Source organism: Rugamonas sp. DEMB1 (assembly GCF_029834475.1).
In the GTDB taxonomy this organism is placed as follows: domain Bacteria; phylum Pseudomonadota; class Gammaproteobacteria; order Burkholderiales; family Burkholderiaceae_D; genus Rugamonas; species Rugamonas rubra.
In genome coordinates this window covers 4,136,587-4,162,209 of record NZ_CP122407.1, presented here as the reverse complement: position 1 = coordinate 4,162,209, position 25,623 = coordinate 4,136,587, and the positions used below count along the sequence as shown (strand labels likewise).

Genomic DNA, 25,623 nt, shown 5'->3' with positions numbered 1-25,623 from the left:
ACACTCATTCGTCAGGCAGATTCACAGATGGCTATCAAAGCAACGATTTACAAAGCCGATTTACAGATCGCGGACATGGACCGCAACTTCTACGAGACGCAGTCGCTGACGCTGGCGCGCCACCCGTCCGAGACCGACGAGCGGATGATGGTGCGCCTGCTGGCCTTCGCCATCCACGCCAACGAGGCGCTGAGCTTCACCAAGGGCTGTTCGACGTCGAGGAGCCGGACCTGTGGCAGAAGGACCTGACCGGCGCCATCCAGCTGTGGATCGAGGTCGGCCAGCCCGACGAGAAGGTGATCCTGAAGGCCTGCGGCCGCTCCGAGCACGTCATCGTCTACAGCTACAGCGCCACCAGCCACATCTGGTGGAAGGCGCTGGCCAACAAGGTCGAGCGCTGCAAGAACCTGACCGTGGTCAACCTGCCGTCGGACGCCACCGAGCAGCTGGCCAAGATGGCCCAGCGCAGCATGCAGCTGCAATGCACCATCCAGGACGGCCAGATCTGGCTGACCGACGGCAGCGACACCGTCGAGGTGGCGCGCGAGATCATCAAGGACGTGCGCTAAGCGCGTTAGCCGGCGCGCCGTGTTCGGCGCTTTTTTGACCTAGGTTATGGATTCCGCCGGATTCCACCGGCCGGCGCGGTGGCCGCGCCGCGCCCGGCCGGCTTTCCGCTATAATTATTTCATGGCAAGAAAACCGACAATTCGACTGTGGCAGATCTGGCTCGCGTGCTGCGCGATCCTGTTGAACGCCCTCGCGCCGTCGATCTCGCACGCCATCGCCTTCGCCAACGGCCAGCCGACGGCCTGGGAAGTCTGCCGCAGCGACGGCAGCCGCCTGACGCCGGCGCCCGCCGGCACCACGCTGGCGCAGCAGCCGGCCAGCGGCCGGGAGCCGCAACAGCAGCGCGGCATCAAGCTCGACGATTGCGGCTACTGTGCCACGCACGCCGGCAGTTTCGGCCTGCCGCCGGCTGGCGCCGTCAGCGCCGGCCTGTTCGACCTGCCCCGCCTTCAACCGCCGCTGTTCTACCGCTCGCCCTCGCCGTTGACGGCATGGTCGGCCGGCCGCCCGCGCGGCCCGCCCGCGGTCTGATATTTCCCCTCCGTTCAACCATTGTTTTCAGGCGCCAGGCGCCTGGACCTTGCCGCCCCTGGCGGCTATCGCGGGCGCCGCCAGCCATGTTGGCGGCCGGCGCCGCACCATCAAATATCGGAAATATCATGAACAAGCAATTCTTCGCTCTGCTGCTGTCGATGGCGGTTTCTTCCTGCGCACTGGCCCAGGTCAGCGTCAGCCAGCCTTGGGTGCGTGCCAGCGTGCCGGCCGCCAAAGCCACCGGCGCCTTCATGCTGCTCAAGTCGACGCGCGATGCGCGTTTGATCGAGGTGCGCACCAGCGTGGCCGACGCCGAAATCCATGAGATGGTGATGGATGGCCAGATGATGAAGATGCATCAGATCGCCGGCCTCGACCTGCCGGCCGGCCAGGAAGTCAAGCTCGCCTCCGGCGGCTACCACATCATGCTGATGAACCTGAAGCGCCAGATGAAGGAAGGCGAGACGGTGCCGATGACCCTGGTGATCCAGTACCCGGACAAGAAGACCGAGTCGATCGCCGTTGCGGTGCCGATCAAGACCCCGACCCACAGCGCCGCCGCCCACTAGGCCGCCGCCACACCCGTCAGCGTTGCTTGAACCGCCGCCCCGCCGCATAGACGGAAGGGCGGCGGTTGGCACGCGCCTTCAACCGAATACATGTCATGAGCAGGCCGCCCGGCCGGCGTTGCCGAGGCGCGCCTGTGCCTGCCCGCGTCCGGCCGCGCCTGCCCGCGTCCGCCGCGTCTGCCGCGTCTGCCATGTATCAGCACTAAGAGAACAGACCATGTCCACCCCCTTCAATTTCAAACCGCTGGCGTTGATGCTGGCGCTGATCGGCGCCGCCGGCCAGGCCGCCGCCGACCACGCGCCGCAGACCATGGCCGTGGTGCTGGTCAACGGCGGCCGTCCCAGCTCGCTGCCGACGCAGATCCCGACCACCATCGAAGGCATCAGCGGCGCGCAGATCGAGGACCGCATCAACGCCACCGACGCCGAGGACGCGCTGAAGTACCTGCCCAGCCTGAACGTGCGCAAGCGCTACATCGGCGACTACGACCACGCCGTGCTGGCCAGCCGCGCCTCCGGCACCGGCAACAGCGCCCGCTCGCTGGTCTACGCCGACGGCATCCTACTGTCCAACCTGCTCGGCAACGGCGCCACCTACACGCCGCGCTGGGGCCTGGTGACGCCGGAGGAGATCGAGCGCGTCGACGTGTTGTACGGGCCGTTCTCGGCGGCCTATCCGGGCAACGCGGTGGGCGCCGTGGTCGACTACCAGACGCGCATGCCGAGCAAGCTGGAGGCGCACTTCAAGCTGTCCGGCTTCGGCCAGCAGTACCAGCAGTACGGCAGTGACGACAGCTTCCACGGCAAGCAGGGCAGCGCCGCCATCGGCGACCGCGCCGGCGCCTGGTCGTGGTGGTTGGACCTGTCCCGCGTCGACAACAACGGCCAGCCGATCGCCTTCGCCAACAAGCTGCTCAGCAAGGGCAAGGCCGACGGCGCCGGCGTGCCGGTGACGGGCGCGCTGGCCGGCCGCAATCCGCAGGCGCAGGACTGGTGGATACTCGGCGCGAGCAACCAGATCCACACGGTGCAGGACCACGCCAAGGTCAAGCTGGCCTACGACGTGTCGCCGACGCTGCGCGCCAGCTACACGCTGGGCTGGTGGAAGAACGACGTGACGCGCAGCGCCAGCTCCTACCTGCGCGACGGCGCCGGCAACGTCGTCTACAAGGGCGTGGTCAACATCGGCGGCAACAGCTTCGCGCTGCTGCCGTCGGACTTCGCGCCCAGCGTCGGCGCGCTGGAGCACCTGATGCACGGCCTGTCGCTGAAGAGCCACGGCAAGGGCGTGTTCGACTGGGAGCTGGCCTACAGCCGCTACGACTACGGCAGCGACCTGGTGCGCACGCCGACCGACGCGGTGCCCAACCCCGGCACCAACGGCAACGGCAACGGCACCGACCTGGGCGGCAGCGGCTGGAACACGCTGGCGCTGAAGGGCATCTGGCGGCCGGACGGCATGGCCGGCGCCCACATCGTCGACTTCGGCCTGCAGCGCGACAGCGCGCAACTGCGCAACCACGTCTTCAGCAGCGGCGACTGGCTGCACGCCACGGACGGCAAGCTGGTCTCCAACTTCAACGGCGACACCCGGCTGGAGAGCCTGTACGCGCAGGACGCCTGGCGCATCGACTCGCAATGGAAGGCGACGCTGGGCGCGCGGCTGGAGCGCTGGCAGGCCTTCGGCGGCCAGATCGCCAACGCCAAGGGGGTGAGCGTGCCGTTCGGCGAGCGCAGCGAAAGCAGCTGGTCGCCCAAGGCGGCGCTGGCCTTCCGCGCCAACGAGGACTGGACCTTGAAGGCCTCGACCGGCCGCGCGGTGCGCAATCCGACGGCGGCCGAGCTGTTCCAAGGCTCGCTCGACGCCAGCAACAAGATTGTCAACAGCGATCCGAAGCTGCGCGCCGAGCGCTCGTGGACCAGCGAGTTGAGCGCCGAGCGGATGCTGGCCAAGTCCAGCCTGCGCGTCACCCTGTTCCACGAGGACACCCGCGACGCGCTGTACTCGCAGCCGCTGCAGCGCGACCCGACGGTGAGCACGGTGCAGAACGTCGGCCGCGTCCGCACCAGCGGGCTGGAACTGTCGCACCAGGCCGACGACGTGCTGCTGCGCGGCCTGTCGATCAACGACAGCCTGACCTACGCCGACTCGAAGATCGTCAGCAACGACGCGCTGCCGGCCAGCGTCGGCAAGCGGCAGCCGCGCGTGCCGGCCTGGCGCGCCACCTTCCTCGCCTCCTACCACGTCGGCGAGAAGTGGACCACCAGCCTGGGCGCGCGCTACAGCGGCAAGCAGTACGGCACCCTGGACAACAGCGATCCGAACGGCTCGACCTACACCGGCGTGTCGCGCTACTTCGTCACCGACCTGCGGGTGCGCTACCGGGTCGACCGGCATTGGAGCGCCTCGGTCGGCATCGACAACCTCAACAACGCCAAGTACTGGGCCTACCATCCCTACACGCAGCGCACCGTGCTGGCCGAGTTGAAGTACGACCTGTGACGGTCCCGTCAGGCTGGCCGTAAACGAAGAATGCCCGGATCGCTCCGGGCATTTTTGTCTGCCCCCAAACCCGGGACGCGGAAGTCGGGGTCTGACCCCATGCGGGGTCAGACCCCTGTTCTTGCGGGGTAAGGCCGGCGCTCCGCGCAATCTGCGAGGCTGCCTTTCTTGGGGAGTCCAGCGGTGTTACTTCGCCACCACGCCGCCCTTCATCACCCAGCGCACGTTCTCCAACTGGCGCACGTCCTTCAGCGGATCGCCGTCGACGGCGATCAGGTCGGCCAGCTTGCCGGCCTCGATGCTGCCGACCTTGTCGGCCCAGCCCATCAACTGGCTGGCGTTGACGGTGGCGCTGCGGATCGCCTGCAGCGGCGTCATGCCCAGCTTGACGTAGACGGCGAACTCGCGGCCGTTCAGGCCGTGCGGGTAGACCGCCGAATCGGTGCCGAAGGCCACCGCCACGCCCTGCTGGATGGCGCGGCCGATGTTCACCCGCGCCATCGGCAGCACCGTCTTGGCCTTCTCCAGCAGCGGCTTGGGCAGGCGGATCGCCTCGGCGTTCTCGATCAGCCAGTCGCCCAGGTAGAGCGTGGGCACCAGCCAGGTCTTGTGCTCCTTCATCAGCTTGATGCCCTCGTCGTCGATGTAGGAGCCGTGCTCGATCGAGTCGACGCCGGCCAGCACGGCGAGGCGGATGCCGTCGCCGCCGTGGGCGTGGGCGGCCACCTTGCGGCCCAGGCGGTGCGCCTCGGCGACGATGGCGCGCATCTCCTCGATGCTGTACTGCGAGGCGCGCGGGTCGTCGCCGAAGGACAGCACGCCGCCGGTGGCGCAGATCTTGATGACGTCGGCACCGTACTTGATCACCTGGCGGGTGCGTTTGACCACCTCGTCGACGCCGTCGGCGACGCCCTCGGCGCTGATCTTGTACTCGGGCGCGTGCATGGTGTCGTCGCAGTGGCCGCCGCTGATGCCCAGCGCCGGACCGGAGGCGGCGATGCGCGGGCCGGGCAGGTCGCCGGCGTTGATGGCGTCGCGCAGGGCGACGTCGGCGTAGCCTTCGGCGCCGACGTTGCGCACCGAGGTGAAGCCCGCCTCCAGCGTGCGGCGGGCGTTGCGCGCGCCGGTTAGCGCCGCGCGCGGCACCGAGATCGCCACCGCCGCGTAGCCGGCGTCCTCCGGGTTGCCGGTCAGGTGGGTGTGCGTGTCGATCAGGCCGGGCAGCAGGGTCTTGCCGCCCAGGTCGATGACGGTGGCGCCGGCCGGGATGGCCAGCTTGCTGCCGGCGGCGGTGATGCGCTCGCCGTCGATCAACACCACCGCCTGGTCCAGCGTGGCGCCGCTGCGCACGTCGAGCATGTGGGCCGCCTTGACGGCGGTGATGCGGGACGCCGGCGCGTCGGCCGCGTGGGCGGCGGCGCAGGCCAACAACAAGGCGGGCAGCGCGAGCGCGCGGCGGAAGGGCGAGGTGGCGACGGTCAAGTGGATCTCCCGGGTGTTTTTTGGATTGTTGGAGCGGAAAGTATATCGAGCTTTCCGGAAGGGAAGTGCGCCGTTCCGGGCGCGCTTTGCCTGATTTTCTTCGGCGCCTTTGCGCCGCGCCAAGCTCGGCGCGCGCGCCAGGCGAGCTCGACCTGGAGCGCCGCCGCTACAATTTTGCTATGAAGGTCCAAGCCGACGCCAGCTACAAGCAATTGTTCGCCCACCCCGAGCTGGTGCGCGATCTGTTGCGCGGTTTCGTGCCCTATGCCTGGTCCGACCAGCTCGAGGTGAGCGCCTTCGAGCGCGTCAACGGCAGCTATGTCGGCGACGGCGGGCAACAGCGTCACAGCGACATGGTCTGGCGCATCCGCGTCGGCGCGGACTGGATCTATCTATACATCCTGCTGGAGTTCCAGAGCCACACCGACCCGTGGATGGCGCTGCGCATGCAGGTGTATGTTGGGCTGCTCTACCAGGACTTGCTCAAGCAGCGGCAGTTGACGCGGCACGGCAAGCTGCCGCCGGTGCTGCCCATCGTGCTGTACCACGGCCAGCGGCGCTGGAACGCCAGCACCGATCTGGCCGAGTTGATGTTGGCGGCGCCGCAGGGCCTGGAGTCCTTGCAGCCGCAGCAGCGCTATTTGCTGGTCGACCGCGCGCGGCTGGAGCTGGAGCTGCCCGGCACGCGCCGCAACCTAGTCAATTTATTGTTTCGCCTGGAGCACTCGCGCAGCGCGCAGGACATCCTGGCGATTCTGGGCAGCCTGGTCAGCTGGCTCGACGATCAGCAGTCGGCGACCTTGCGCAACAGCCTGAAGCGCTGGATTCACGCGCGTTTGCAGCGTCGAATCAAGACGATTACACTGCCAGTAAGGGCGGATTTCACGGAGGTTAAAATGATCTACGAGCGCGTCTACGAGACCTTTGAACAGATGCTGGAATACGAGGCGATTCAAAAGGGTTTTAAGCAAGGCAAGTTGGAGGGCCGGGAAGAGGGGCGAGAAGAGGGCCGGGAAGAGGGGCATCTATTGGCGCTCCGCTCGGTTCTGCTGGAGCGTTTGGGGCAACTCAGGTGCACGAGGCCGGATGTGCTCAATCAGATCGCCAACGCCGATGCCAGGCAGGTACAGAACTGGATTTATGCTTTGCTGGACGGTGACGAACCCGAGCGGATCTTCCGGCTGCATTGATGGTGGCTGGCGGTGGCGGATGCGGCCGACTTGGCCGGGGTGTTCGGTAGCGAACGGAACAGATTGTCGTTGCGGCGCATGATGCTGCTAGAGAACGCGCATCCATGGTGGCAATGACGCTGCATGATATGCCGTTACATTCCCGTACTACAAGAAAAAGGCCCATCATGAAAATCATCCTGCTCCCACTCGTCCTCGTCGCCACCATCGCTTTGAGCGCCTGCCAGCGCGAAGCGCCACCGACCGTCGTACCGGTCGCCGTTCCAGTCGCGGTTCCCGGCCCTGCCGGCGCGACCGGTGCCACCGGCGCCACCGGCGATACGGGTGCCCCAGCTGCTGCCGGTGAGGCCGGCGCTACCGGTGCCACCGGCGCTACTGGCGCCACTGGCGCCACCGGCAACGAGGGCGTCAGCGGCGCCCCCGGCACCGACGGCGCCAAAGGCGACAAGGGCGCGACCGGCAAGACCGGCGGCGACACCGTCATCGTCGTGCCGCAGAAGTAAGCTGCGCAGAACTAAGCTGCGCAGAACTAAGCCGAATTCAGGCCAGACCGGCGGCTCAGTCCGCCGGCAAGGCAGGGCGCGCAACCATCCTCGCGATGGCTGCGCGCCTTGTTGCGTTTGGCGGCGTGCGGCGACGGCGTGCCGTCGCGTCCGTCGCCGTCCGTGGCGTGGCGTGGTGGTGGTGCCGCCGTGGCTTACTGCGGCGCGCCGCCCAGGCGCTTGACCGAGCCGGAACCCTGCACGCTCTTGCTCACCTGCGGATCGCCGTAGTAGCCGATGGTGCCCGAGCCGGCCACGCTCAGGCTGAGCGACTTCTGCGCGTAGACGGTGGCCTGGCCGGAGCCGCCGATGCTGACCACGGCGTCGCGCGCGGCCAACTGGCCGACCTGTACGCTGCCCGAGCCGCCGATCGACACCTGCAGGCGCTCGGTGTTGCCGCCCGCCTTCATGGTGCCGCTGCCGCCGATCGAGATGGTCACCGCCTCGCTGCTGAGCTTGCCGACATTGATCGAGCCGGACCCGCCCACGTCGAACTGCAGCTTTTCGCCCTGCAGCCGCTCGGCGTTGACGGTGCCGGAGCCGGCCATCGAGACCCGCTCCAGGCTGCGCGCCTGCACCACCAGTTTCAGGTTGCGGGTGTCGAGGCGCTGGTCCTTCTTCAGCGGCCGGATGCGCAGGGTGCCGTTCTCGACCACGGTTTCGATCAGCGGCAGCACGTTGTCGTCGGCCTCGACGGTGACGCTCTCGCTGTTGCCCAGGCGGATCTCGACATTGCCGCCGGTGCTCAGGCCCAGCGCGCTGAAGTGGCCCAGCTCGCGCGTCTGCGCGACCACCTTGCCGCTGCCCTTGACCGTTTCGCCGCGCAGCCAGTCGAGCGGCGAGGCCTGGGCCGTGCCCAGCGTCAGCGGGGCGGCGGCGGCCAGCACGCTGGCGGCGAGCAGCAGGTGGCGCAGGTGGTGGCGCGGGGATGGCGTAGCTTGCATGGTGTTCTCCTGTGGATGGATGGGCGTTGGTGGTGCCGACTCGGCGATGTTGACAGTGGACGCATGGTAGGCCGCCGGCCCGCCGGCGCAAACGCCGCTGCGACGGATTGCAGCCGGCGCGGTGCAGAATGCCGGCAGCGCCGACGGGCCGCGCCCGCGTCGGCCCGGCGGCGGGCGGAAGTCGGCCGGCGGACGGCGGCAAGATGGCCGGGCGGCGCCGGCGGATGAGGTATCATGCCGGTATTGCGCCGTCCTGCGGCGCAGCTTCTCAATGACCGGCCCGCGCCGGTCGATCTCACTGGAATCACATGCTTATCATCACCATCAAACAGGGCAAGGAAAAGAGCTTGCTGGCCGGCGACATCTTGATCTACGCCTCCGCCATCGACAAGGTCGACGGCAAACCGCAGGAGAAAATGAAGCCGGGCTCGAACGCCATCGTGCAAAACTCCGCGCACCAGTTCATCGCCCGCGCCGCCTACAACTCGAAGTCGCAGATCCGCGCCCGCGTCTGGACCTTCAAGGAGGACGAGCCGATCGACCACGCCATGATGAAGCGGCGCGTCAAGGCGGCCGTGCAAAAACGTCTGGCCAACGTGAAGAAGGCGGCGCCGACGCAGATCGTGGCGCTGATCCGGGGCGACGAGGATGGCCTGTCCGGCCTGCTGGTGGACAGCTACGGCGGCGTCGACGGTTATTTGATCTGCCAGTTCCAGTCCGGCGGCGTCGACGCCTGGAAGGTGCCGATCGTCCAGGCCCTGCTGGCCGAGACCGGCTGCCCCAACGTCTACGAGCGTTGCGACGAGCTGATGCGCAAAGGCGAGGGCCTGCCGCTGTTCTCCGGCGCGCTGGCCGGCGAGGAGCCGCCCGAGTCCGTCAACGTGAGCGACGGCGGCAAGCGCTTCAGCATGGACCTGCGCACCGGCTTCAAGTACCGCTAAAACTGGCCGGCCGCGCCGCCGCTCAATCGAGCGGAATGGTGCGGTAACGGTTCACATCCTGCCCGCCGACCGGCGGCGCGTTATTCCCCCACGCACTACGCAGATACGACACCACGGCCGCCACCTCGCCGTCGTCGAGCACATGGCCGAACGGCGGCATGCCGTAGGGCCGTGGGTTGCCGGCCGTGCCGGGCGCGAAACCGCCGTTGAGCACGATGCGGATGGGGTTGACCGCCTCCTCGGTGGTCAGCGCGCGGTTGCCGGCCAGCGGCGGGTAGGCCGGCGGCAGGCCGGCGCCAGTGGCGCCGTGGCAATCGACACAATGGGTCTCGTACAACTTGGCGCCGGCCGCCAGGAAGGCCTGCGCGCGCGGCGACTTGTCGCGCTCGTAGTCGGACGGCTCGGGCGTGGCCGGCAGCGACTTGAGGTAGACCGCCATGGCGCCGATGTCGGCGTCGTCCAGATGCTGCAGGCTTTCGCGCACCACCTCGGCCATCGGGCCGAACACGGTGGCGCGCGGCGACACGCCGGTCTTCAGCAGGGCGGCGATGTGCTCGGGCGGCCAGTCGCCCAGGCCGGCCTCGGCGTCCGAGGTGAGCGACGGCGCGTACCAGCCGAGGACGGGGATCAGGCCGCCGGACAGGGTGTCGGCGCTGGCGCCCAGGCTGTTGCGCGCGCTGTGGCAGGCGCTGCAGTGGCCCAGCCCTCGACCAGGTAGGCGCCGCGGTTCCAGCTCAGCGACTGGCCCGTTTGCGGCCGGTAGACGGCCGGCTTGAAGTACAACGCGCGCCAGGCCGCCAGCATGATCTGCTGGTTGTAGGGAAAGCGCAGGCTGTGCGCCGGGTTGGTCTGTTTCACCGGCGTGAGCGACTGGAAATAGCTGAACAGGGCGTCGGCGTCGTCGCGCGTGACCTTGGTGTAGTTGGTGTAGGGGAAGGCCGGATACAGCAGGCGGCCGTCCTTCGACTTGCCGTTGTGCAGGGCGTTCCAAAAGTCGTTGGCGCTCCAGGCGCCGATGCCGCTGTCGCGGTCGGGCGTGATGTTGGGCGAGACCACGCTGCCGAACGGCGTCTGCAGCGCGCGGCCGCCGGCGTAGGCGGCGCCGCCGCGCGTGGTGTGGCAGGCCATGCAGTCGCCGGCCTTGGCCAGGTAGGCGCCACGGGCGATGCGTTGTTGCAGCGGCAGGGCGGCGGCGGCCGGCGAGGGCGGCGGGCCGGCGTCGTCGCGCGGCCACAGCAGCGCGGTGGCCAGGGCCAGCAGGGCCAGCAGGGTCAGGCCGCTGCCGGCCAGGACGAGGGGGAGTTTTTTCATGGGCGGGGCGTCCTCGGACTACTGGGCGGGCACGCTGCCGCATTGCAGCGGCAGGGGCAGGGCGATGCTGGTGGCGGGCCGGGCGGCCGGATCGGCAGCCTGGCTGGACAGCCAGCCGGAGACGGCGGCGATGTCGCCGTCGGACAGGCGGCCGGCGATGTCGGCCATGCAGTCGGGCGCCTGGGCGTGGCGCGTCTTGTTGCGCCAGGCGCCGAACTGGGCGTTGATGTAGTCGGCCGGCAGGCCGACCAGGCCGGGCACGGCCGGTGCCAGGCCGGTCAGCTGCTCGCCGTGGCAGGCGACGCAGGCCGGCACTTTTTTTGCCGGGTCGCCGCGCAACACCAGCGCGCGGCCGCGCTCGAGCAGCGGCGCGCCCAGGGCGCTGGCGCTCGGCGGCGGGTAGGGCGGATGCTGGGCGGAGAAGTACTCGGCGATCTCCTTCAGATAGGCGTCGGGCAGGTGTTCGACCATGTAGTTCATCATCGGATAGTGGCGCCGGCCCTGGCGGAAGTTGACCAGCTGGTTGTACAGGTAGCCGGCCGGCTTGCCGGCGATGCGCGGGAAGAAGGCGTCGCGGCTCTCCTTGACGGCGTGGCAGGCGGTGCAGGCGGCCACGCGCTGCGCCAGCGTGTCGGCCAGGGTGGCGGGCGCGGCGGCGGCGGCCGGCAGGCTGGCGCCGGCCAGGGCCAGCGCCGCGGCGGCCAGCAGCGCGCGGGGCGCAAGCGGAAAAAAGGTCATAGGCGATACCGTTCAATGAAAGGATGTGCCCGGCAAACAAGGCGTCGTCACAAGGATATACCGGGGCGCCGTTTACGGACAGGCTCAGACGTGTCGGGGAAAGCGGATCAGTTGCCGCGCGCTGGCGGCGACGGCCCTAAACGGGCTCGGTCTTGCCGGCGCTTGCCGGTGTGGTGTCGGCGCTGTCGGCGCTGGCCGGCGCGCGCGCGCGCGGTGGGCGCGGCTGGCGTGGCGGCCGTGGCGGCTTGGCCGGCCGTTGCGGCGGCAACTGGCCGCCGGCGGCGATCCAGTGGCGGAACACGCGCAACGCCACCTGGGCGTCGTCGGCGGCGTAGAGGATCTGTTTGTCGCTCAGGCGCGCGCTGGCCCAGTTGGTGGTGGAGATCTTCTTGGATTTCTGCAGTTTCTGGCCGAAGAACTTGGCCACCGCGCTTTTCGCGCCGAGGTCGTTGCGCTGGCCGCCGCGCAGCGCCACCGACAGGTCGACCACGCCGGCGGCGCGGATGCCCAGCTTGGCGTGCAGGCGTTTGACGTCGTCGGACAGGCCGAAGCCGACCTTGACGGTCAGCTCCGACTCGAGGATGGCGCGCAGTTCGGCCAGCGGCGGGTTGGCGCCGATCTGGAACAGGTAGGCCACGCTGTCGGTGGCCAGCTGGATCAGGTGCGGCCCGGTCGAGCTTTCGCCCTTGGCGAAGGTCGGCTTGGACTCGGTGTCGAAGCCGATCGCGTCGACCGCCAACAGGGCGGCGCGGGCGGCCTCGGCCTCGGCCGGTGTGCGCACCAGGCGCACGTCGGCCAGGGCGATGCCGTGGTAGGGCGGCAGTTCGGGCGGCGCTTCCGTCGGCGGGGCCGGCGTCTCGGGTGTCAAGTCCGCGCTCAACTTAGCCCTTGCGCGAGAACTTCGCGGTCAGCTGGTTGAGCTTGTCGGCGCGCACGCGGCTGGCTTCTTCCTCGGCGGCGGCGTCGCGCTCGGCCTTCTTGCGCTCGGCTTCCTTCTTGAAGCGCTCCTGCAGCACTTGGGTGGCGTGGCTGCGGTGGGTGTCGGTCACTTCCGCGCCGGCGGTGCCGTCGAGGTCGTGGCGCAGCTTGGCCTTCTCCATCACCTTCAGATAGCGCAGCGAGCCGGTGTGGATGCCCAGCGCGGTGCGCATGGTCTTGCGGTCCAGGTCGGGCAGGCGCGCCAGGATCTGCTTGTCGATACCGATGGACAGGGGCAGGAAATCGCGGAAGGCGGGAAATTGTTGCTGCAACTGCTTCAACAGCGTGCGCGGCGTCAACGCCGGCGTGCTCGCTGGCGCGGCTGCCGGCGTGCTCGCTGGCGCGGTCGCCGCAGGGGTAATCGGGGTGCTGCCTGGCTCGTCTGCCTGAGGCTGGGGGGTAAGGCTAGTGTTCATCGACTTCATTGGTTACACAAAGAAGCGCCAGCATATCATGCGGACTAGCCGAATGCAGTGCATTTTGGGCTAGCATGTCGTTTCAATCACATCTTTCTTCCGGAGGGGCAGGTGCGTTTACCCGGCAGACCTTGTATAATGACTGACGCACCACATGTAGGGCGGTGCGGTTTCAGTCAGGTACAAGAAGTTTAGCGGGGGCGCTACGCCCTTGTTATATGGTTTTTTGATGTCGGATATAAGATTTATCAATTATCCTGATGTCTCGCTATACGGCATAATTTGCCCTCTTCTCTATTCTTCACTGAAAAATAGATATAAGCCCGTTTCGCTTACGGGCTTTTTTTATTCCGCTAGGTACAACGTCACAATTTACAACACTCCTGACCCCTGTGCGGCCGTTCGCGGCATCCGCCGGGTCGTGGCGTTTTTGTAAATTCGTGGCGCAGCCGTCCGCAAGGGCAGGCAAACACGCTCCATCGAGTCCGGTACGCAGGCTTAGGTGGAATTATTCACTTCGCGCCGCGAACCGCTGGCCTCGCATTTGAGAGAAATTCATGACAAAAACGCCGAAAACTTTAACGCTGTCCGTCAAGGCCGCCCGTACCAGCGCCGCGCCGTTGGTGGTTCCCAAGACGACTTTATCTTATGTGATCGATAATGCGCAAGAGGCAGCTGGAAAAGCAACGGTGGTCGTCAAGAAGAAAACCCGCCTGGCCGCCGCCGTCGCCGACGCCGCGCCGGCCGAGGCCGCCGTCAGCGTGCCGGCCGCCGTGCTCGACACCGCCGTCGACGGCGCCGATGGCGCCGCCCCGGCCAAGACGCCGACCGTGAAGATCGCCCGCAAGGCCGGCGCCGCCTCGGCCGCCGTGTCGCTGGCCGCGCCGGCCGGCCCCAAGGTGGTGGCACCGAAATCGAAGCTGGTCAAGGCCAAGTCCGAGCCGGCGCCGGTGGTCATCGTCACCGCCGGCCCGGTGGTCAGCCAGGTCACCGACGCGGCCACGCTGGCCTCGATCGACACCTCGGGCTACCTGCTGCCCAGCGTCAAGGTGCCCGGCCGCCGCGGCCGCAAGCCGAGCGAATTCACGCCGGAAAACGACGAAGTGGCGGCGCTGAACGCCGTCGAGCGCGCCGAGTTGAAGGCCGTCTCGAAGGCGCGCGAGCGCAAGGCCAAGGGCGGCGCGGCCGACCTGCTGGGCGCCGACGCCAAGACCTCGGCCGACGAACCTCGAGCGCCGCCGCCAACAGATCAAGAACCTGATCAACATGGGCAAGGAGCGCGGCTTCCTGACCTACGCCGAGATCAACGACCAACTGCCGGAAAACATCGTCGATCCGGAGGCGATCGAAGGCATCATCGCCACCTTCAACGACATGGGCATCGCCATCTACGAGCGCGCGCCGGAGGCCGACTCGCTGCTGCTGACCGACAGCGTGGCCACCGTGACCAGCGACGACGAGGTCGAGGCGGCCGCCGCCACCGCGCTGTCGACGGTCGACTCCGACTTCGGCCGCACCACCGACCCGGTGCGCATGTACATGCGTGAAATGGGCGCCGTGGCGTTGCTGACGCGCGAAGGCGAGATCGAGATCGCCAAGCGCATCGAGGGCGGCCTGAAGGACATGATCCAGGCCATCTCGGCCTGCCCGACGACGATCGCCGAGATCGTCGCGCTGGCCCGCAAGATCGAGGCCGACGAGTTGAAGGTCGACGAGGTGGTCGACGGCTTCGTCGACCTCAACGAGGCCAACAGCGGCGGCAGCGCGCCGGCGGCGGCGCCCGCCGCGGCGGCCGGCGAGGACGACGAGGAAGAGGAGGAGGAAGTCGAGGAAGAGGACGGCGACGCCAACGGCGGCGCGGCCGGCTTCTCGACCGAGCAACTGGTGCAGCTGAAAAAGGCCGCGCTGGAGAAGTTCAACGTCATCTCGACGCAGTACGACAAGATGCGCAAGGCCACCGGCGGCTACGGCTCGAAGGGCTACATCGCCGCGCAGGAAGCCATTTCGGCCGAGCTGCTGGGCATCCGCTTCACCGCCAAGGTGGTCGAGAAGCTGTGCGACACGCTGCGCGGCCAGATGGAGGAGGTGCGCCACATCGAGCGCGCCGTGCTCGAGCTGTGCGTCAACAAGTGCGGCATGCCGCGCGCCCACTTCATCAAGGTGTTCCCGGGCAACGAGTGCGACCTCGACTGGGTCGACCTGGAAGTCGACTGCGCCTATCCGTACAGCGCCATCCTGGGCCGCAACGTGCCGGCCGTGAAAGAGCTGCAAAAGAAGATGATCGACCTGCAGGCCCGCGTCGCGCTGCCGCTGGCCGACCTGCGCAAGATTAACAAGCAGATGGCGGCCGGCGAAAAGCGCGCCCGCCAGGCCAAGCGCGAAATGACCGTGGCCAACCTGCGCCTGGTGATCTCGATCGCCAAGAAGTACATCAACCGCGGCCTGCAGTTCCTCGACCTGATCCAGGAGGGCAACATCGGCCTGCTGAAGGCGGTCGACAAGTTCGAATACCGTCGCGGCTACAAGTTCTCCACCTACGCCACCTGGTGGATCCGCCAGGCCATCACCCGCTCGATCGCCGACATGGCGCGCACCATCCGCGTGCCGGTGCACATGATCGAGACGATCAACAAGATGAACCGCATCTCGCGCCAGATCATGCAGGAGACGGGCAGCGAGCCGGACCTGGCGACCCTGGCGGTCAAGATGGAAATGCCGGAGAACAAGGTGCGCGAGATCATGAAGATCGCCAAGGAGCCGATTTCGATGGAAACGCCGATGGGCGAGGACGGCGATTCGCAGCTGGGCGACTTCATCGAGGACAACACCACGCTGGCGCCGCTCGACGCCGCGCTGCACGCCTCGATGCGCAACGTCATCAAGGAGGTGCTCGACTCGCTGACGCCGCGCGAGGCCAAGGTGCTGCGCATGCGCTATGGCGTCGAGATGTCGAACGACCACACGCTGGAAGAAGTGGGCAAGCAGTTCGACGTGACGCGCGAACGCATCCGCCAGATCGAGGCGAAGGCGATGAGCAAACTGCGCCAGCCGTCCCGTTCGGACAAGCTGAAGAGCTTCCTGACCACGCACTAAGCCTGAACCAGGCGGCCGCGGTTGCGGGCGGAAAAGAGAAGGGAGGCGCGAGCCTCCCTTTTTTTCGTCCCGGAAAAATTGCGCCGGCCCCGGCCGAGAAAGCGGGGGCAGCGCGGCGATGACCTTGTTGTTCCTCATATTGAAGCGCGGGTGGCGGGCGCATCATGGAAACGTCGCACCAGAAGTCCAGCCAGTGAGGCGATCATGAAGCCCAGCCAGTCCAATCAGCAAACCGATACGCAGCAGTCCGCGCAGTCGCCCGACCATCCCAGCAGCCTCGCAGCAAGGCCGGCGCGTCCGGAGCGGCGCCGCGCCGAGCCGGCGCCGCCGGCGCCCGAGCGCGTCCGCGAACAACTGGGCTGGTGGCTGATTCCCGCCAACAAGCGCGGCAACGGCCTGGGCTGAACGCCGCCGCCTCGCGCCAGCCTCGCGCCGCCGGCCGCGCCGCCGCAGGGGCGGGCGCGGCGGCGGAGCGGCGGCGCTAACCCGCCGCCATCGCCTCGACCGGGCGGGCCTGTTGTTCCAGCCCCGGCAGCAGGATCGACATCGAGCTGCCGCTGCCGGCGCGGCGCGCCACCACCAGCTCGCCGCCGAAGGCGCTGACCCGCTCGCCGATGGCGCGCAGGCCGAAGGCGGCAGTCTGCGAGCGCTCGCCCGGTTGCTCGCCGGCGCCATCGTCGGTGATGACGATGGTCAGGCGCTGCGGCCGCAGGTTCAGCGACACCTGCACCGCGCTGGCGCCGGCGAACAGGCTGATGTTGCTCAGCGCCGTCTGCACGATGCGGAAGATGCCCGAGGTCTGGCGCTGGTCGAGCAGGCAGTTGGCGCTGTCGTCGATCAGTTGCAGCGAGCAGCGCAGGCCGCTGCGCTGCTCCAGCCGGCGCAGCTGCCAGTCGACCGCCGCGCACAGGCCCAGCTCGAGCACGCTGGGGTGCAGCTCGTCGATGATGGCGCGCACCGACAGGATCGAGGCGTCCAGCGTGGCCAGCACGCGGCCGGCCTCGCGGTGCAGGTGGCCGTGGCTGGCGCCGGTGCGCGCGTGCAGCATCGACACGTCGAGCTTGAGCGCCAGCAGGTTCTGCCCCAGCTCGTCGTGGATGTCGAGGGCGATGCGGCGCCGCTCGTCCTCCTTGATGTTCTCCTGGTGGTCGGACAGCGCGCGCAACTGTTGCAGCGTGCGTTGCAGGGCCTCCTCGGCGCGCTTGCGCTCGGTCACGTCGACGCACATGGCGACCAGCAGCAGCGGCTGGCCGGCGGCGTCGTACAGTGGCTTCTTGTAGGTCTGCACGTTGCGGTCTTCCTGCCGGGTGTTGTCCCACATCAGTTCCTCGCGCATCAGCAGCGCGCGGTCGGCGAAGGCGGCGCGGTCGTCGGCCAGGAAGCCGGCCATCTGCTCGGCCGGGAAATGGTCGTCGCCGCGCAGGCCGGACAACTCGGCGAAGGGGACGCCCCACATTTTTTCGCAGGCCTCGTTCATCAGCACGATGCGCGACTCGGCGTCCTTGATGAACAGCGCCACCGGCATCATCGAGATGATCTCCTGCAATTGCGCGTCGCTGCGCGCCTGCGCCTGCTGGGCCGCCTTGCGCACCTCGATTTCACGGCGCAGCTGGTCGTTGGCCTGTTGCAGCTCGTCGGTGCGCGCGCCGATGCGCCGCTCCAGCGTGGCGTTGGCCTCGCTCAGGGCCTGGCGGCCGGCCAGGCTTTGCCGGCGTATGCGCAGCAGGATGACGCTGCTCAACGCGGCCAGCCCCAGCATCAGCACGATCATGCCCTGGCGCACACGGGCGTGCTCGGCGCGGTCCTGTTTGCGGATGCGGTCGCGCTGGGCCCGCTCGGCGCTGATCATGCCGATCACCTGTAGGCCGATGCCGGCCAAGCCGTGCTCGCCGTCGGGCGCGCCGGCGTTCATGGCCCGCAGCTGTTGGCGCAGGCGGGCCAGCAGCGGCGGCATGGTGTCGCTGCCCTCGGCCAGCGGCGCGCCCTGTTCGAGCTGGTGCTGCAGGGTGAGCACGGCGGCGGCGCGGCTGGCGCCGGCGGCGGCGTCGGGCTGGCGCTCGCTGAGCATTTCTGTGCGGTACAACTGGGCTTGCAGCTGCTCCAGCCACAGCACCCGGTTGCGGGCCTGCTGGAGCCGGCCATCGGCCTCGGCGGTCAGGCCGCTCTGGTGCCACACGGCGCCGACCATGGCCGCCATCAACGCCAGCACGGCGGCGATGCCGGCCAGGCTCCAAGTTTCAATCGACCATTTTTTCATTGACGGCTCCAGCGGACGTTGTCGCAAAAAGGGCCGGCCGATCCGGCGGGACAGGCGGCGGCGGGCGCGGGCTGCCTTATTGTATTATTTCTTTTATCTATTTGTCTTTCTTTTTGTGTAACATTTTTAAAAAGAAAAAGGGCGGGGCGGCATGTCTGCCGTCCCGCCCTTTGGCCTTGCTGCGCGACTAGCCGCTTAGCCGGTGTTGCGCAGGCCGGCGGCGACGCCGTTGATCGACAGGTGGATGCCGCGGTGGACCCGCTCGTCGACCTTGCCCGGCTGGTTGGACAGGGCGCGGTGGCGCTTGATCAGCTCGACCTGCAAGTGGTTCAGCGGGTCGAGGTAGGCGAAGCGGTTCTGGATCGAACGCGCCAGCAGCGGGTTGCCGGCCAGGCGCTCGCCGGCGCCGGTGATGCTTTGCAGGATCTCCAGCGTGTTGGCGTGCTCCTCGGTGATGCGCTTGAAGATGCGCTCGCGCAGCTCCTGGTCGGCCACCAGCTCGGCGTAGCGCGAGGCGATCGCCAGGTCGGTCTTGGCCAGCACCATGTCCATGTTCGACAGCAGCGTGGCGAAGAAGGGCCAGCGCAGGTGCATGGCGCGCAGCTGCTCGAGGCGCTCCTCGCGCGGGCCGGCGGCGACCCAGGCGCCGATGGCGCTGCCGAAGCCGTACCAACCCGGCAGTAGCAGGCGGCACTGGCCCCAGGAGAAGCCCCAGGGGATGGCGCGCAGCTGGCTCGATGCGCTTGGTCGACTTGCGCGAGGCCGGGCGCGAACCGAGGTTCAGCTCGGCGATCTCGGCGATCGGCGTGGCGGCGAAGAAGTAGTCGGTGAAGCCGGGCGTCTCGTAGACCAGGTTGCGGTAGGCCTTGTAGGCGCGGTCGGAGATGTCGGCCATGACGGCCTCGAAGCCGGCCAGCTCGGCCTGGTGGGCGGCGTCGGCCGACTGCGGCATCAGGCTCGCCTCCAGGGTGGCGGCGACCAGCAGCTCCAGGTTGCGCCGGCCGATGTCGGCGTTGGAGAACTTGGAGGCGATGATCTCGCCCTGCTCGGTCAGGCGGATCTGGCCGTTGACGGTGCCCTGCGGCTGGGCCAGGATGGCCTCGTAGCTCGGGCCGCCGCCGCGGCCGACGGTGCCGCCGCGGCCGTGGAACAGGCGCAGCTTGACGCCGGCGCTTTCGAACACGGTCACCAGGTGGGTCTCGGCCTTGTACAGTTCCCAGTTCGAGGTGAGGAAGCCGCCGTCCTTGTTGGAGTCGGAGTAGCCCAGCATGACCTCCTGGATCTGGCCCTGCTTGGCGATCAATTGCTTGACCAGCGGCAGCGCCATCACCTGTTGCATGATGCCGGCGGCGCGTTGCAGGTCGGGGATGGTCTCGAACAGCGGGATCACCATCAGGTCGAGCTCGGCTTCGGCCTCGGCCGTGGCCAGGCGCAGCAGGCCCATTTCTTTTTGCAGCAGCAGCACCTCCAGCAGGTCGGACACGGTCTCCGTGTGCGAGATGATGTAGTTGCGGATGGCGCGGGCGCCGTAGCGGGCGCGGATCTCGCGCGCCGCGCGCAGGATGGTCAGCTCGGAGTCGGTCTCCTCCGAGTAGGCGGTGTAGGGCGAGTAGAGCAGGCGCGGCTGCGACAGCTCGGCCAGCAGCAGGGCCACCTTGGCGTCCTCGTCCAGGCCGGCGTAGTCGGCCTGGGCGCCGCCCTTGGCGAACAGCTCGGCCAGCACGCGCTCGTGGATGTCCGAGCTTTGCCGCATGTCCAGCGAGGCCAGGTGGAAGCCGAAGATGTCGGCCGCCCGTTTCAGCGTCGACAGGCGCGGCTTGACCAGCATGCCGCCGTGGTTGTTTTCGAGCGAGTCGATCAGCACCTGCAGGTCGGCGGCGAAGCCGGCCGCGCCGGCGTAGGGCTCGGCGTGGCCGACCTCCTTGCGCAGGATGTTGGTGGCGCCCAGCGCGCGGGCGGTGCTAGCCAGGCGGGCGTAGATGCCGATCAGGGCGCGGCGGTAGGGCTCGTCGCTGCGGTGCGCCGAGGTGTCGGGCGAGGCGTCGGCCAGCGCCTGCAGGGCCGGGCTGCAAGCCACCATCAGGGTCGAGATCGACAGTTCGGCGCCCAGCGCGTGGGCCTCGTCGAGGTAGAAGTCGAGGATGGTGGTGGCGTGGCGTTCCAGCGCGTGGCGCATGGTGCCGGCGTTGACGTTGGGGTTGCCGTCGCGGTCGCCGCCGATCCAGCTGCCCATCTGCACGTAGGGCGCCTCGATCAGGCGTTCGCCCGCTTCGGGGAAATGGGCGGCGATGTCGCCCTCGATGTCGTCGTACAGGCCGGGCAGTTCGCGCAGGAAGGTGATGCGGTAGTAGGACAGCGCGTTCTCGATCTCGTCGGCCACGGTCAGCTTGGAGTAGCGCAGCATGCGCGTCTGCCACAGCGTGGCGACGCGGGCGCGCAGCAGGTGCATATTGGCGGCGCGCTCCTTCGGCGTGAGCGGCAGGTCGCGCTCGGCCAGCAGGCGGGCGATGTCGTGCTCGGCGTCGAGGATGCTCTTGCGCTGCACCTCGGTCGGGTGGGCCGTCAGCACGGGGGCGATCAGGGCGTCCTGGAAGAAGGTGCTGACGGTTTCCTGGCTGACGCCGGCGTCCTTCAGCTTGCACAGGGCGAAGTTGACGCTGCCCTGCTGCGGCTTGGAGCCGGCCAGCAGGTGGGCGCGGCGGCGGCGGATGTGGTGTTGGTCCTCGGCGATGTTGGCCAGGTGCGAGAAGTAGGAGAAGGCGCGCACCACGGAAATGGTTTGTTCGCGCGTGAGGATCTTCAACATGCCGTCGAGTTCCTTGGCGGCGCCGGCGTCGGCCTCGCGGCGGAAGCGCACGGCGGTCTGGCGGATGGTTTCGACCACGGCGAAGACCTCTTCGCCTTCTTGCTCGCGCAGCACGTCGCCGAGCAGGCGGCCGAGCAGGCGGATGTCTTCTTTGAGCGGCGCGTCTTTGTCCACGCCCGGTTGTTCGTCTATTGCACTAGATTGTTTTGCCATGTGATCTGCCGCGAAAAATGGTGAATGTCGGTGCAAAAGGCTTTTGGCCCGGTTCTGCAAGAGGGGCGCATGATAAAATTTGTGATCTTAAACATGCGCGAATTAACTGGCCGCCGCCGGTTAGCGTCAGCTACAGCGAAAGAACTGGTTTTGAAAACATCCGAAATGGCCCAAGCTACCCCATCCCGATTAGTCATCGCCTCGCGGGAAAGCCGGCTCGCCATGTGGCAGGCCGAGCATGTCCGCGCGCGATTGACATTATTATATCCGCAGTGCAGCGTCGAGATTCTGGGAATGACGACGCGGGGCGATCAAATCCTCGACCGCACCCTGTCCAAGGTCGGCGGCAAGGGCTGTTCGTCAAGGAGCTGGAGGTGGCGATGGCCGAAGGGCGCGCCGACCTGGCCGTGCATTCGCTCAAGGACGTGCCGATGGAGCTGCCGGAGGGCTACGCCCTGGCCGCCGTGCTCGAGCGCGAGGACCCGCGCGACGCCTTCGTTTCCAACGACTACGCCTCGCTGGCCGAGCTGCCGCCGGGCGCGGTGGTGGGCACCAGCAGCCTGCGGCGCCAGTCGCTGATCGCGGCGCGCTACCCGCAACTGGTGATCAAGCCGCTGCGCGGCAACCTCGACACGCGGCTGGGCAAGCTGGACCGGGGCGACTACGCCGCCATCATCCTGGCCGCCGCCGGCCTCAAGCGCCTCGGCCTGCCCGAGCGCATCCGCGCCCTGCTGGCGCCGGAGGACAGCCTGCCGGCCGCCGGCCAGGGCGCGATGGCGATCGAGATCGCCGAGCGCGCCGACGGCGTCGACCTGCGCGCGCTGCTGGCGCCGCTGAACCACCTGGCCACCGCCCAGGCCGTCACGGCCGAACGCAAGGTGTCGAAGGTGTTCGGCGGCAGCTGCCAGGTGCCGCTGGCCGCCTTCGCCACCGTCGCCGACGGCCAGATGCACCTGCGCGCCATGGTCGCCACGCCGGACGGCAGCCGCATGGCCAGCGCCGAGGTGCGCGGCGCCGCCGACACCGCCGAGCAGCTGGGCGAGGCCGTGGCCAAGTTGCTGGCCGAGCAGGACGCCGTCAGCATCCTGTCGGTGTGCCTTGCCGAGGTTGTGGCAGACCCGCAGGCCGCGAGCGACGCCGCGCCGGATGCCTGACACCGTCGTCATCACCCGGCCGCTGGCGCAGGCCCGGCCGCTGGCCGAGCGGGTGCGCGCGCTCGGCCGTCCGGTCGAGCTGCTGCCGCTGCTGGAGATCGCCGCGCTGGAGGATAGCGGCGCGCTGCGCACCGCGCTGGCCGGCCTGGCCGACTACGCCATGGTGGCCTTCGTCTCGCCCAACGCCATCGACGCCGCCTTCGCCCACATCACGCAATGGCCGGCCGGCGTCAAGCTGGCCGTGCTGGGCGAGGGCAGCCGCACGGCGCTGGCGGCGCACGGCGTCACGCCGGCCGAGGTCGACATCGTCAGCCCGGCCGACGCCAGCAAGAGCGACTCCGAACACCTGCTGCAAACGCTCGACCTGGCGGCCCTGCGCGGCCGCCGCGTGTTGATCGTGCGCGGCGACAGCGGCCGCGAGTTGATGGCCGACGGCCTGCGCGCGGCCGGCGCCGTGGTCGACGTGGTGCCGGCCTACCGCCGCTCGGTGCCGCCGCTGACGGCGCCGCTGCGCGCCACCCTACGCCGCTTGTTGGCGCAGGCCAACGACTGGGTCATCACCAGTTCCGAGGCGCTGCGCGGCCTGCTGGCCCTGCTGCAAGAGATGGACGAGACGGACGACGGCGCAGAAAAAACTGACGCATTGCAACAGAAGTATGTTGTAATGATGCAACAACAGCATTTGATCGTCCCCCACGCCCGGATTGCCGAAACGGCAAATAATCTCGGCTTTACCAGACTGACGCTGACAGGTTCAGGCGACGAACGCCTGCTGGCCGCGTTACAATCACACCCATGAACGAATTGCCTACATTACCTGACACCGAGAAGTCCGCCGGCAGCGCCGGCGAGACGCCGTCCGCGCCGCCACCGGCGCCGTCCGCCCAAGCCGCACCAGCGGCCACGCCCGCGCCGGCCGCGCCCGCCGCGCCGTCCGCCGCCGCGCCCGCCACCCCGGCGGCGCCCGGCCTGGCCGGCACGCTGCAGCAGCCGCTGGTGATCGCCGTCATCACCCTGGGCATCCTGCTGGCCGGCCAGACCTGGTCGTCGCACAACCAGGTGCGCAACCTGCGCGAGGAGATGGCGCGCCGCCTGCAAAAGGGCGACGCCGTCAACGCCGAAACCGGCACCCTGACGCGCGCCGTGCAGGAAGCCAACAAGGAACTGCAAGGCAAGGTCGGCCTGCTGGAGAACAAGGCGGTCGAGGCGCAGAGCCAGCAACTGGCCCTGGAGCAGCTATACCAGGCCTGTCGAAGAACCGCGACGAGTGGGCCCTGACCGAGATCGAACAAGTGCTGTCGACCGCCAGCCAGCAGCTGCAACTGGCCGGCAACGTGCCGGGCGCGCTGATCGCGCTGCAAAACGCCGACCGCAGCCTGTCGCGCTCGGACAAGCCGCAGTTCATCACGATCCGCCGCGCCATCGCCAAGGACACCGAAAAACTCAAGGCCCTGCCGAGCGTCGACTCGGTCGGCGTGGCGCTGCGCATCGACAGCGTGATCGCCCAGGTCGACTCGCTGCCGATGCTGTCCGACGAGAAGCCGACGCTGCCGGCGCCGGCCGAGAAGAAGGCCAAGCCGAAGCAGATGAAGAACGGCAAGCCGGTCGAGCCGGAACCGACCAGCCCGTGGCTGCTCAAGCTGCAGGACGTTTGGACCAGCTGGAGCAGCGAGATGTGGACCGACGTGCGGCAACTGGTGCGGGTGCGCAGCGTGGAAACGCCGGACGCGCTGATGCTGTCGCCGAGCCAGGCCTACTTCCTGCGCGAGAACCTCAAGCTGCGCCTGCTCAACGCCCGCATGGCGCTGCTGTCGCGCAACGAGACGGCCTTCCGCAGCGACCTGATCGCCGCCCAGGAGGCGCTGGTCAAGTACTTCGACGTGCGCGCCAAGCAGACCCAGACCGTGCAGGCGCTGCTGCGCCAGGTGCAGGCGAGCAATCTGGCGATCGAAATGCCGACGCTGGCCGACAGCCTGAACGCGGTGCGTAACTACAAGGCGAAACCTTAACCATGCGCTTATTCCTCTGGTTACTCGCCTTGATGGCCGCCGCCATCGGCATCGCCGTGACGGCGCGTTTTAATCCGGGCAACGTGGTGCTGTTCTACCCGCCGCACCGGATCGACCTGTCGTTGAACTTCTTCGTCGTGCTGCAGGTGGCCCTGTTCGTGCTGCTGTACGTGCTGATCCGCGCCTTCCGCGCCACCGTCAAAATGCCCGGCCGCGTCGCCGCCTACCGCCTGCGCAAGCGCGAGCGCGACGGCAACAAGGGCCTGCGCGAAGCGCTCAAGGCGCTGTTCGAGGGCCGCTTCGGCCACGCCGAAAAAGCCGCCCTGCGCGCCGCCGAACTGCCGGAAAACGCCGGCGTGGCCGCGCTGATCGGCGCCCGCGCCGCCCACCGCATGCGCCAGACGGCGCGCCGCGACAACTGGCTGGCGCGCCTGAGCGACGATCCGGTGCTGAAAACGGCGCGGCTGATGACCATGACCGAACTGCTGGTCGACGACCACCAGCCGGAATTGGCGCTGGAGGCGGTGCGCGAGCTCAACGCCAGCGGCACCCGCCACATCCACGCCCTGCAGTGGTCGCTCAAGGCCCAGCAGCAGGCCAAGAACTGGCCGGAAGTGCTGCGCCTGGTGCGCTCGCTCGACAAGCACCGCGCGCTGCACCCGGCGCTGTCGTCGCGCCTGCGCGAGCTGGCCTACGACGATTTGCTGTCCGACAGCACGCACGACGCCGAATCGGTGCGCCGCGTCTGGTCCACCGTGCCGACGGTCGACCGCGTCAAGCCCTTCGTGGCCTGCCGCGCCGCCACCGCCTTCAACGCCCGCGGCCTGCACGACGAGGCCCGCCTGGTGGCCGAGGAGGCCCTGGCGGCCGACTGGGACGAGCGCGTGGTGCGCACCTACCGCGAAGCGGCGGCGCCGGCCGGCACGCCGGCCCTGCTGACGCAGATCGAGCACTGCGAGGGCTGGTTGCGCGAGCGGCCGACCGACGCCGAGCTGGCGCTGACGCTGGGCTCGCTGTGCCTGAAGCAGAAGCTGTGGGGCAAGGCCCAGCGCTATCTGGAACAGGCCCTGTCCGACGCCGGCGACCCGCGCATGGTGCGCGAGTCCCACCTCAAGCTGGCGCAGCTGCACGACGCCCTGCAGCAGCCGGAAGAGGCCGCCAACCACTACCGACAGTGCGCCCTGGCCACCATCCTGTAATGCCCGAACCCGTCCCCGCGACGGGTTTTTTGTGCCACTAAGTGAAGGCGCCGGCGGCTAGGAAACCACCCAGCGGCAAAGAACAAGGGTCAGACCCTCAGGGTCTGACCCTGGATTTGCGCCGCTGGGTTTTCTTAGCTTAGCTGCATTCTGGGCGGGCCTCGGCCGGGCGGA

The 25,623-nt window shown here is 68.4% G+C and carries 15 protein-coding genes and 6 pseudogenes; 13 read left to right on the top strand and 8 right to left on the bottom strand.

Annotated elements, in window-relative coordinates:
* Positions 1–27: 27 nt before the first annotated feature.
* From QC826_RS19000 to QC826_RS18985, 4 genes and pseudogenes are all read left to right on the top strand, one after another.
* Positions 28–569 (top strand): annotated as a pseudogene (locus QC826_RS19000) (YaeQ family protein).
* A 46-nt stretch (positions 570–615) separates the two neighbouring features.
* On the top strand, positions 616–1,101 hold the full coding sequence (locus QC826_RS18995) for a DUF2946 domain-containing protein (RefSeq protein ID WP_313872679.1): 486 nt from the start codon (positions 616–618) through the stop codon (positions 1,099–1,101).
* Between the two features lie 128 nt (positions 1,102–1,229).
* Positions 1,230–1,673 carry a copper chaperone PCu(A)C gene (locus QC826_RS18990; RefSeq protein ID WP_279761965.1) on the top strand — a complete coding sequence of 148 codons (444 nt, stop codon included), beginning with the start codon at positions 1,230–1,232 and terminating at the stop codon, positions 1,671–1,673.
* Between the two features lie 217 nt (positions 1,674–1,890).
* Positions 1,891–4,176 (top strand): TonB-dependent receptor, encoded by a 2,286-nt coding sequence (locus QC826_RS18985; RefSeq protein ID WP_279761964.1) that lies wholly within the window; start codon positions 1,891–1,893, stop codon positions 4,174–4,176.
* Between the two features lie 186 nt (positions 4,177–4,362).
* Here QC826_RS18985 and QC826_RS18980 read toward each other — a convergent pair whose 3' ends face one another.
* A complete protein-coding gene (locus tag QC826_RS18980; protein WP_279761963.1) occupies positions 4,363–5,658 on the bottom strand; it encodes an amidohydrolase family protein in 1,296 nt (431 codons plus the stop codon).
* Positions 5,659–5,723: 65 nt separating this feature from the next.
* Between QC826_RS18980 and QC826_RS18975 the strand changes: the two genes are divergently transcribed.
* Positions 5,724–6,848, top strand: coding sequence for an Rpn family recombination-promoting nuclease/putative transposase (locus QC826_RS18975; protein WP_279761962.1), 1,125 nt, complete (start codon positions 5,724–5,726; stop codon positions 6,846–6,848).
* 167 nt (positions 6,849–7,015) lie between these two features.
* A complete protein-coding gene (locus tag QC826_RS18970) occupies positions 7,016–7,351 on the top strand; it encodes a collagen-like protein (protein ID WP_279761961.1) in 336 nt (111 codons plus the stop codon).
* Positions 7,352–7,545: 194 nt separating this feature from the next.
* Here QC826_RS18970 and QC826_RS18965 read toward each other — a convergent pair whose 3' ends face one another.
* Positions 7,546–8,334 carry a head GIN domain-containing protein gene (locus QC826_RS18965; protein ID WP_093388485.1) on the bottom strand — a complete coding sequence of 263 codons (789 nt, stop codon included), beginning with the start codon at positions 8,332–8,334 and terminating at the stop codon, positions 7,546–7,548.
* 308 nt (positions 8,335–8,642) lie between these two features.
* Here QC826_RS18965 and QC826_RS18960 point away from each other — a divergent pair, with 308 nt between their 5' ends.
* Positions 8,643–9,275: an SAM-dependent methyltransferase gene (locus tag QC826_RS18960; RefSeq protein ID WP_093388486.1), complete on the top strand. Its 633-nt coding sequence runs from the start codon at positions 8,643–8,645 to the stop codon at positions 9,273–9,275.
* Positions 9,276–9,297: 22 nt separating this feature from the next.
* Here the strand turns inward: QC826_RS18960 and QC826_RS18955 are convergent.
* The 4 genes and pseudogenes from QC826_RS18955 to QC826_RS18940 form a co-directional block, all read right to left on the bottom strand.
* Positions 9,298–10,586 (bottom strand): annotated as a pseudogene (locus QC826_RS18955) (c-type cytochrome).
* An 18-nt stretch (positions 10,587–10,604) separates the two neighbouring features.
* Positions 10,605–11,324 (bottom strand): c-type cytochrome, encoded by a 720-nt coding sequence (locus QC826_RS18950; protein ID WP_279761960.1) that lies wholly within the window; start codon positions 11,322–11,324, stop codon positions 10,605–10,607.
* A 136-nt stretch (positions 11,325–11,460) separates the two neighbouring features.
* Entirely contained in the window at positions 11,461–12,192 is a 732-nt protein-coding gene (locus QC826_RS18945) for a 3'-5' exonuclease (RefSeq protein ID WP_279761959.1), read from the bottom strand.
* Positions 12,193–12,205: 13 nt separating this feature from the next.
* A complete protein-coding gene (locus QC826_RS18940; protein ID WP_093388489.1) occupies positions 12,206–12,727 on the bottom strand; it encodes a ProQ/FINO family protein in 522 nt (173 codons plus the stop codon).
* A gap of 548 nt (positions 12,728–13,275) precedes the next feature.
* On the opposite strand from QC826_RS18940, the pseudogene rpoD reads away from it, so the two are divergent.
* Positions 13,276–15,811 (top strand): annotated as a pseudogene (gene rpoD / locus QC826_RS18935) (RNA polymerase sigma factor RpoD).
* Positions 15,812–16,015: 204 nt separating this feature from the next.
* Complete coding sequence (locus QC826_RS18930) at positions 16,016–16,216, top strand: hypothetical protein (RefSeq protein ID WP_279761958.1); 201 nt, start codon at positions 16,016–16,018, stop codon at positions 16,214–16,216.
* A gap of 76 nt (positions 16,217–16,292) precedes the next feature.
* Here the strand turns inward: QC826_RS18930 and QC826_RS18925 are convergent, their stop codons facing one another.
* Positions 16,293–18,068 (bottom strand): PAS domain-containing protein, encoded by a 1,776-nt coding sequence (locus tag QC826_RS18925; RefSeq protein WP_279761957.1) that lies wholly within the window; start codon positions 18,066–18,068, stop codon positions 16,293–16,295.
* A gap of 195 nt (positions 18,069–18,263) precedes the next feature.
* A pseudogene (gene ppc, locus QC826_RS18920) lies at positions 18,264–21,087 on the bottom strand (phosphoenolpyruvate carboxylase).
* A gap of 165 nt (positions 21,088–21,252) precedes the next feature.
* On the opposite strand from ppc, the pseudogene hemC reads away from it, so the two are divergent.
* From hemC to QC826_RS18900, 4 genes and pseudogenes are all read left to right on the top strand, one after another.
* Positions 21,253–22,241 (top strand): annotated as a pseudogene (gene hemC / locus QC826_RS18915) (hydroxymethylbilane synthase).
* A complete protein-coding gene (locus QC826_RS18910) occupies positions 22,234–23,040 on the top strand; it encodes a uroporphyrinogen-III synthase (protein WP_279761956.1) in 807 nt (268 codons plus the stop codon). Before hemC ends, QC826_RS18910 begins: the two are co-directional and overlap by 8 nt.
* Positions 23,037–24,250: pseudogene (locus QC826_RS18905) on the top strand (uroporphyrinogen-III C-methyltransferase). Before QC826_RS18910 ends, QC826_RS18905 begins: the two are co-directional and overlap by 4 nt.
* Before the next feature lie 2 nt (positions 24,251–24,252).
* Positions 24,253–25,449 carry a heme biosynthesis protein HemY gene (locus tag QC826_RS18900; protein WP_279761955.1) on the top strand — a complete coding sequence of 399 codons (1,197 nt, stop codon included), beginning with the start codon at positions 24,253–24,255 and terminating at the stop codon, positions 25,447–25,449.
* Positions 25,450–25,623: the final 174 nt, after the last annotated feature.

Bases quoted from the DNA above. Each gene is read 5' to 3' on its own strand.
- QC826_RS18930 (WP_279761958.1), top strand. From the start codon at position 16,016: ATGAAGCCCAGCCAGTCCAATCAGCAAACCGATACGCAGCAGTCCGCG.
- QC826_RS18950 (WP_279761960.1), bottom strand. From the start codon at position 11,324: ATGACCTTTTTTCCGCTTGCGCCCCGCGCGCTGCTGGCCGCCGCGGCG.
- QC826_RS18960 (WP_093388486.1), top strand. From the start codon at position 8,643: ATGCTTATCATCACCATCAAACAGGGCAAGGAAAAGAGCTTGCTGGCC.
- QC826_RS18900 (WP_279761955.1), top strand. From the start codon at position 24,253: ATGCGCTTATTCCTCTGGTTACTCGCCTTGATGGCCGCCGCCATCGGC.
- QC826_RS18910 (WP_279761956.1), top strand. From the start codon at position 22,234: ATGCCTGACACCGTCGTCATCACCCGGCCGCTGGCGCAGGCCCGGCCG.
- QC826_RS18990 (WP_279761965.1), top strand. From the start codon at position 1,230: ATGAACAAGCAATTCTTCGCTCTGCTGCTGTCGATGGCGGTTTCTTCC.
- QC826_RS18970 (WP_279761961.1), top strand. From the start codon at position 7,016: ATGAAAATCATCCTGCTCCCACTCGTCCTCGTCGCCACCATCGCTTTG.
- QC826_RS18940 (WP_093388489.1), bottom strand. From the start codon at position 12,727: ATGAAGTCGATGAACACTAGCCTTACCCCCCAGCCTCAGGCAGACGAG.
- QC826_RS18925 (WP_279761957.1), bottom strand. From the start codon at position 18,068: ATGAAAAAATGGTCGATTGAAACTTGGAGCCTGGCCGGCATCGCCGCC.
- QC826_RS18995 (WP_313872679.1), top strand. From the start codon at position 616: ATGGATTCCGCCGGATTCCACCGGCCGGCGCGGTGGCCGCGCCGCGCC.
- QC826_RS18985 (WP_279761964.1), top strand. From the start codon at position 1,891: ATGTCCACCCCCTTCAATTTCAAACCGCTGGCGTTGATGCTGGCGCTG.
- QC826_RS18965 (WP_093388485.1), bottom strand. From the start codon at position 8,334: ATGCAAGCTACGCCATCCCCGCGCCACCACCTGCGCCACCTGCTGCTC.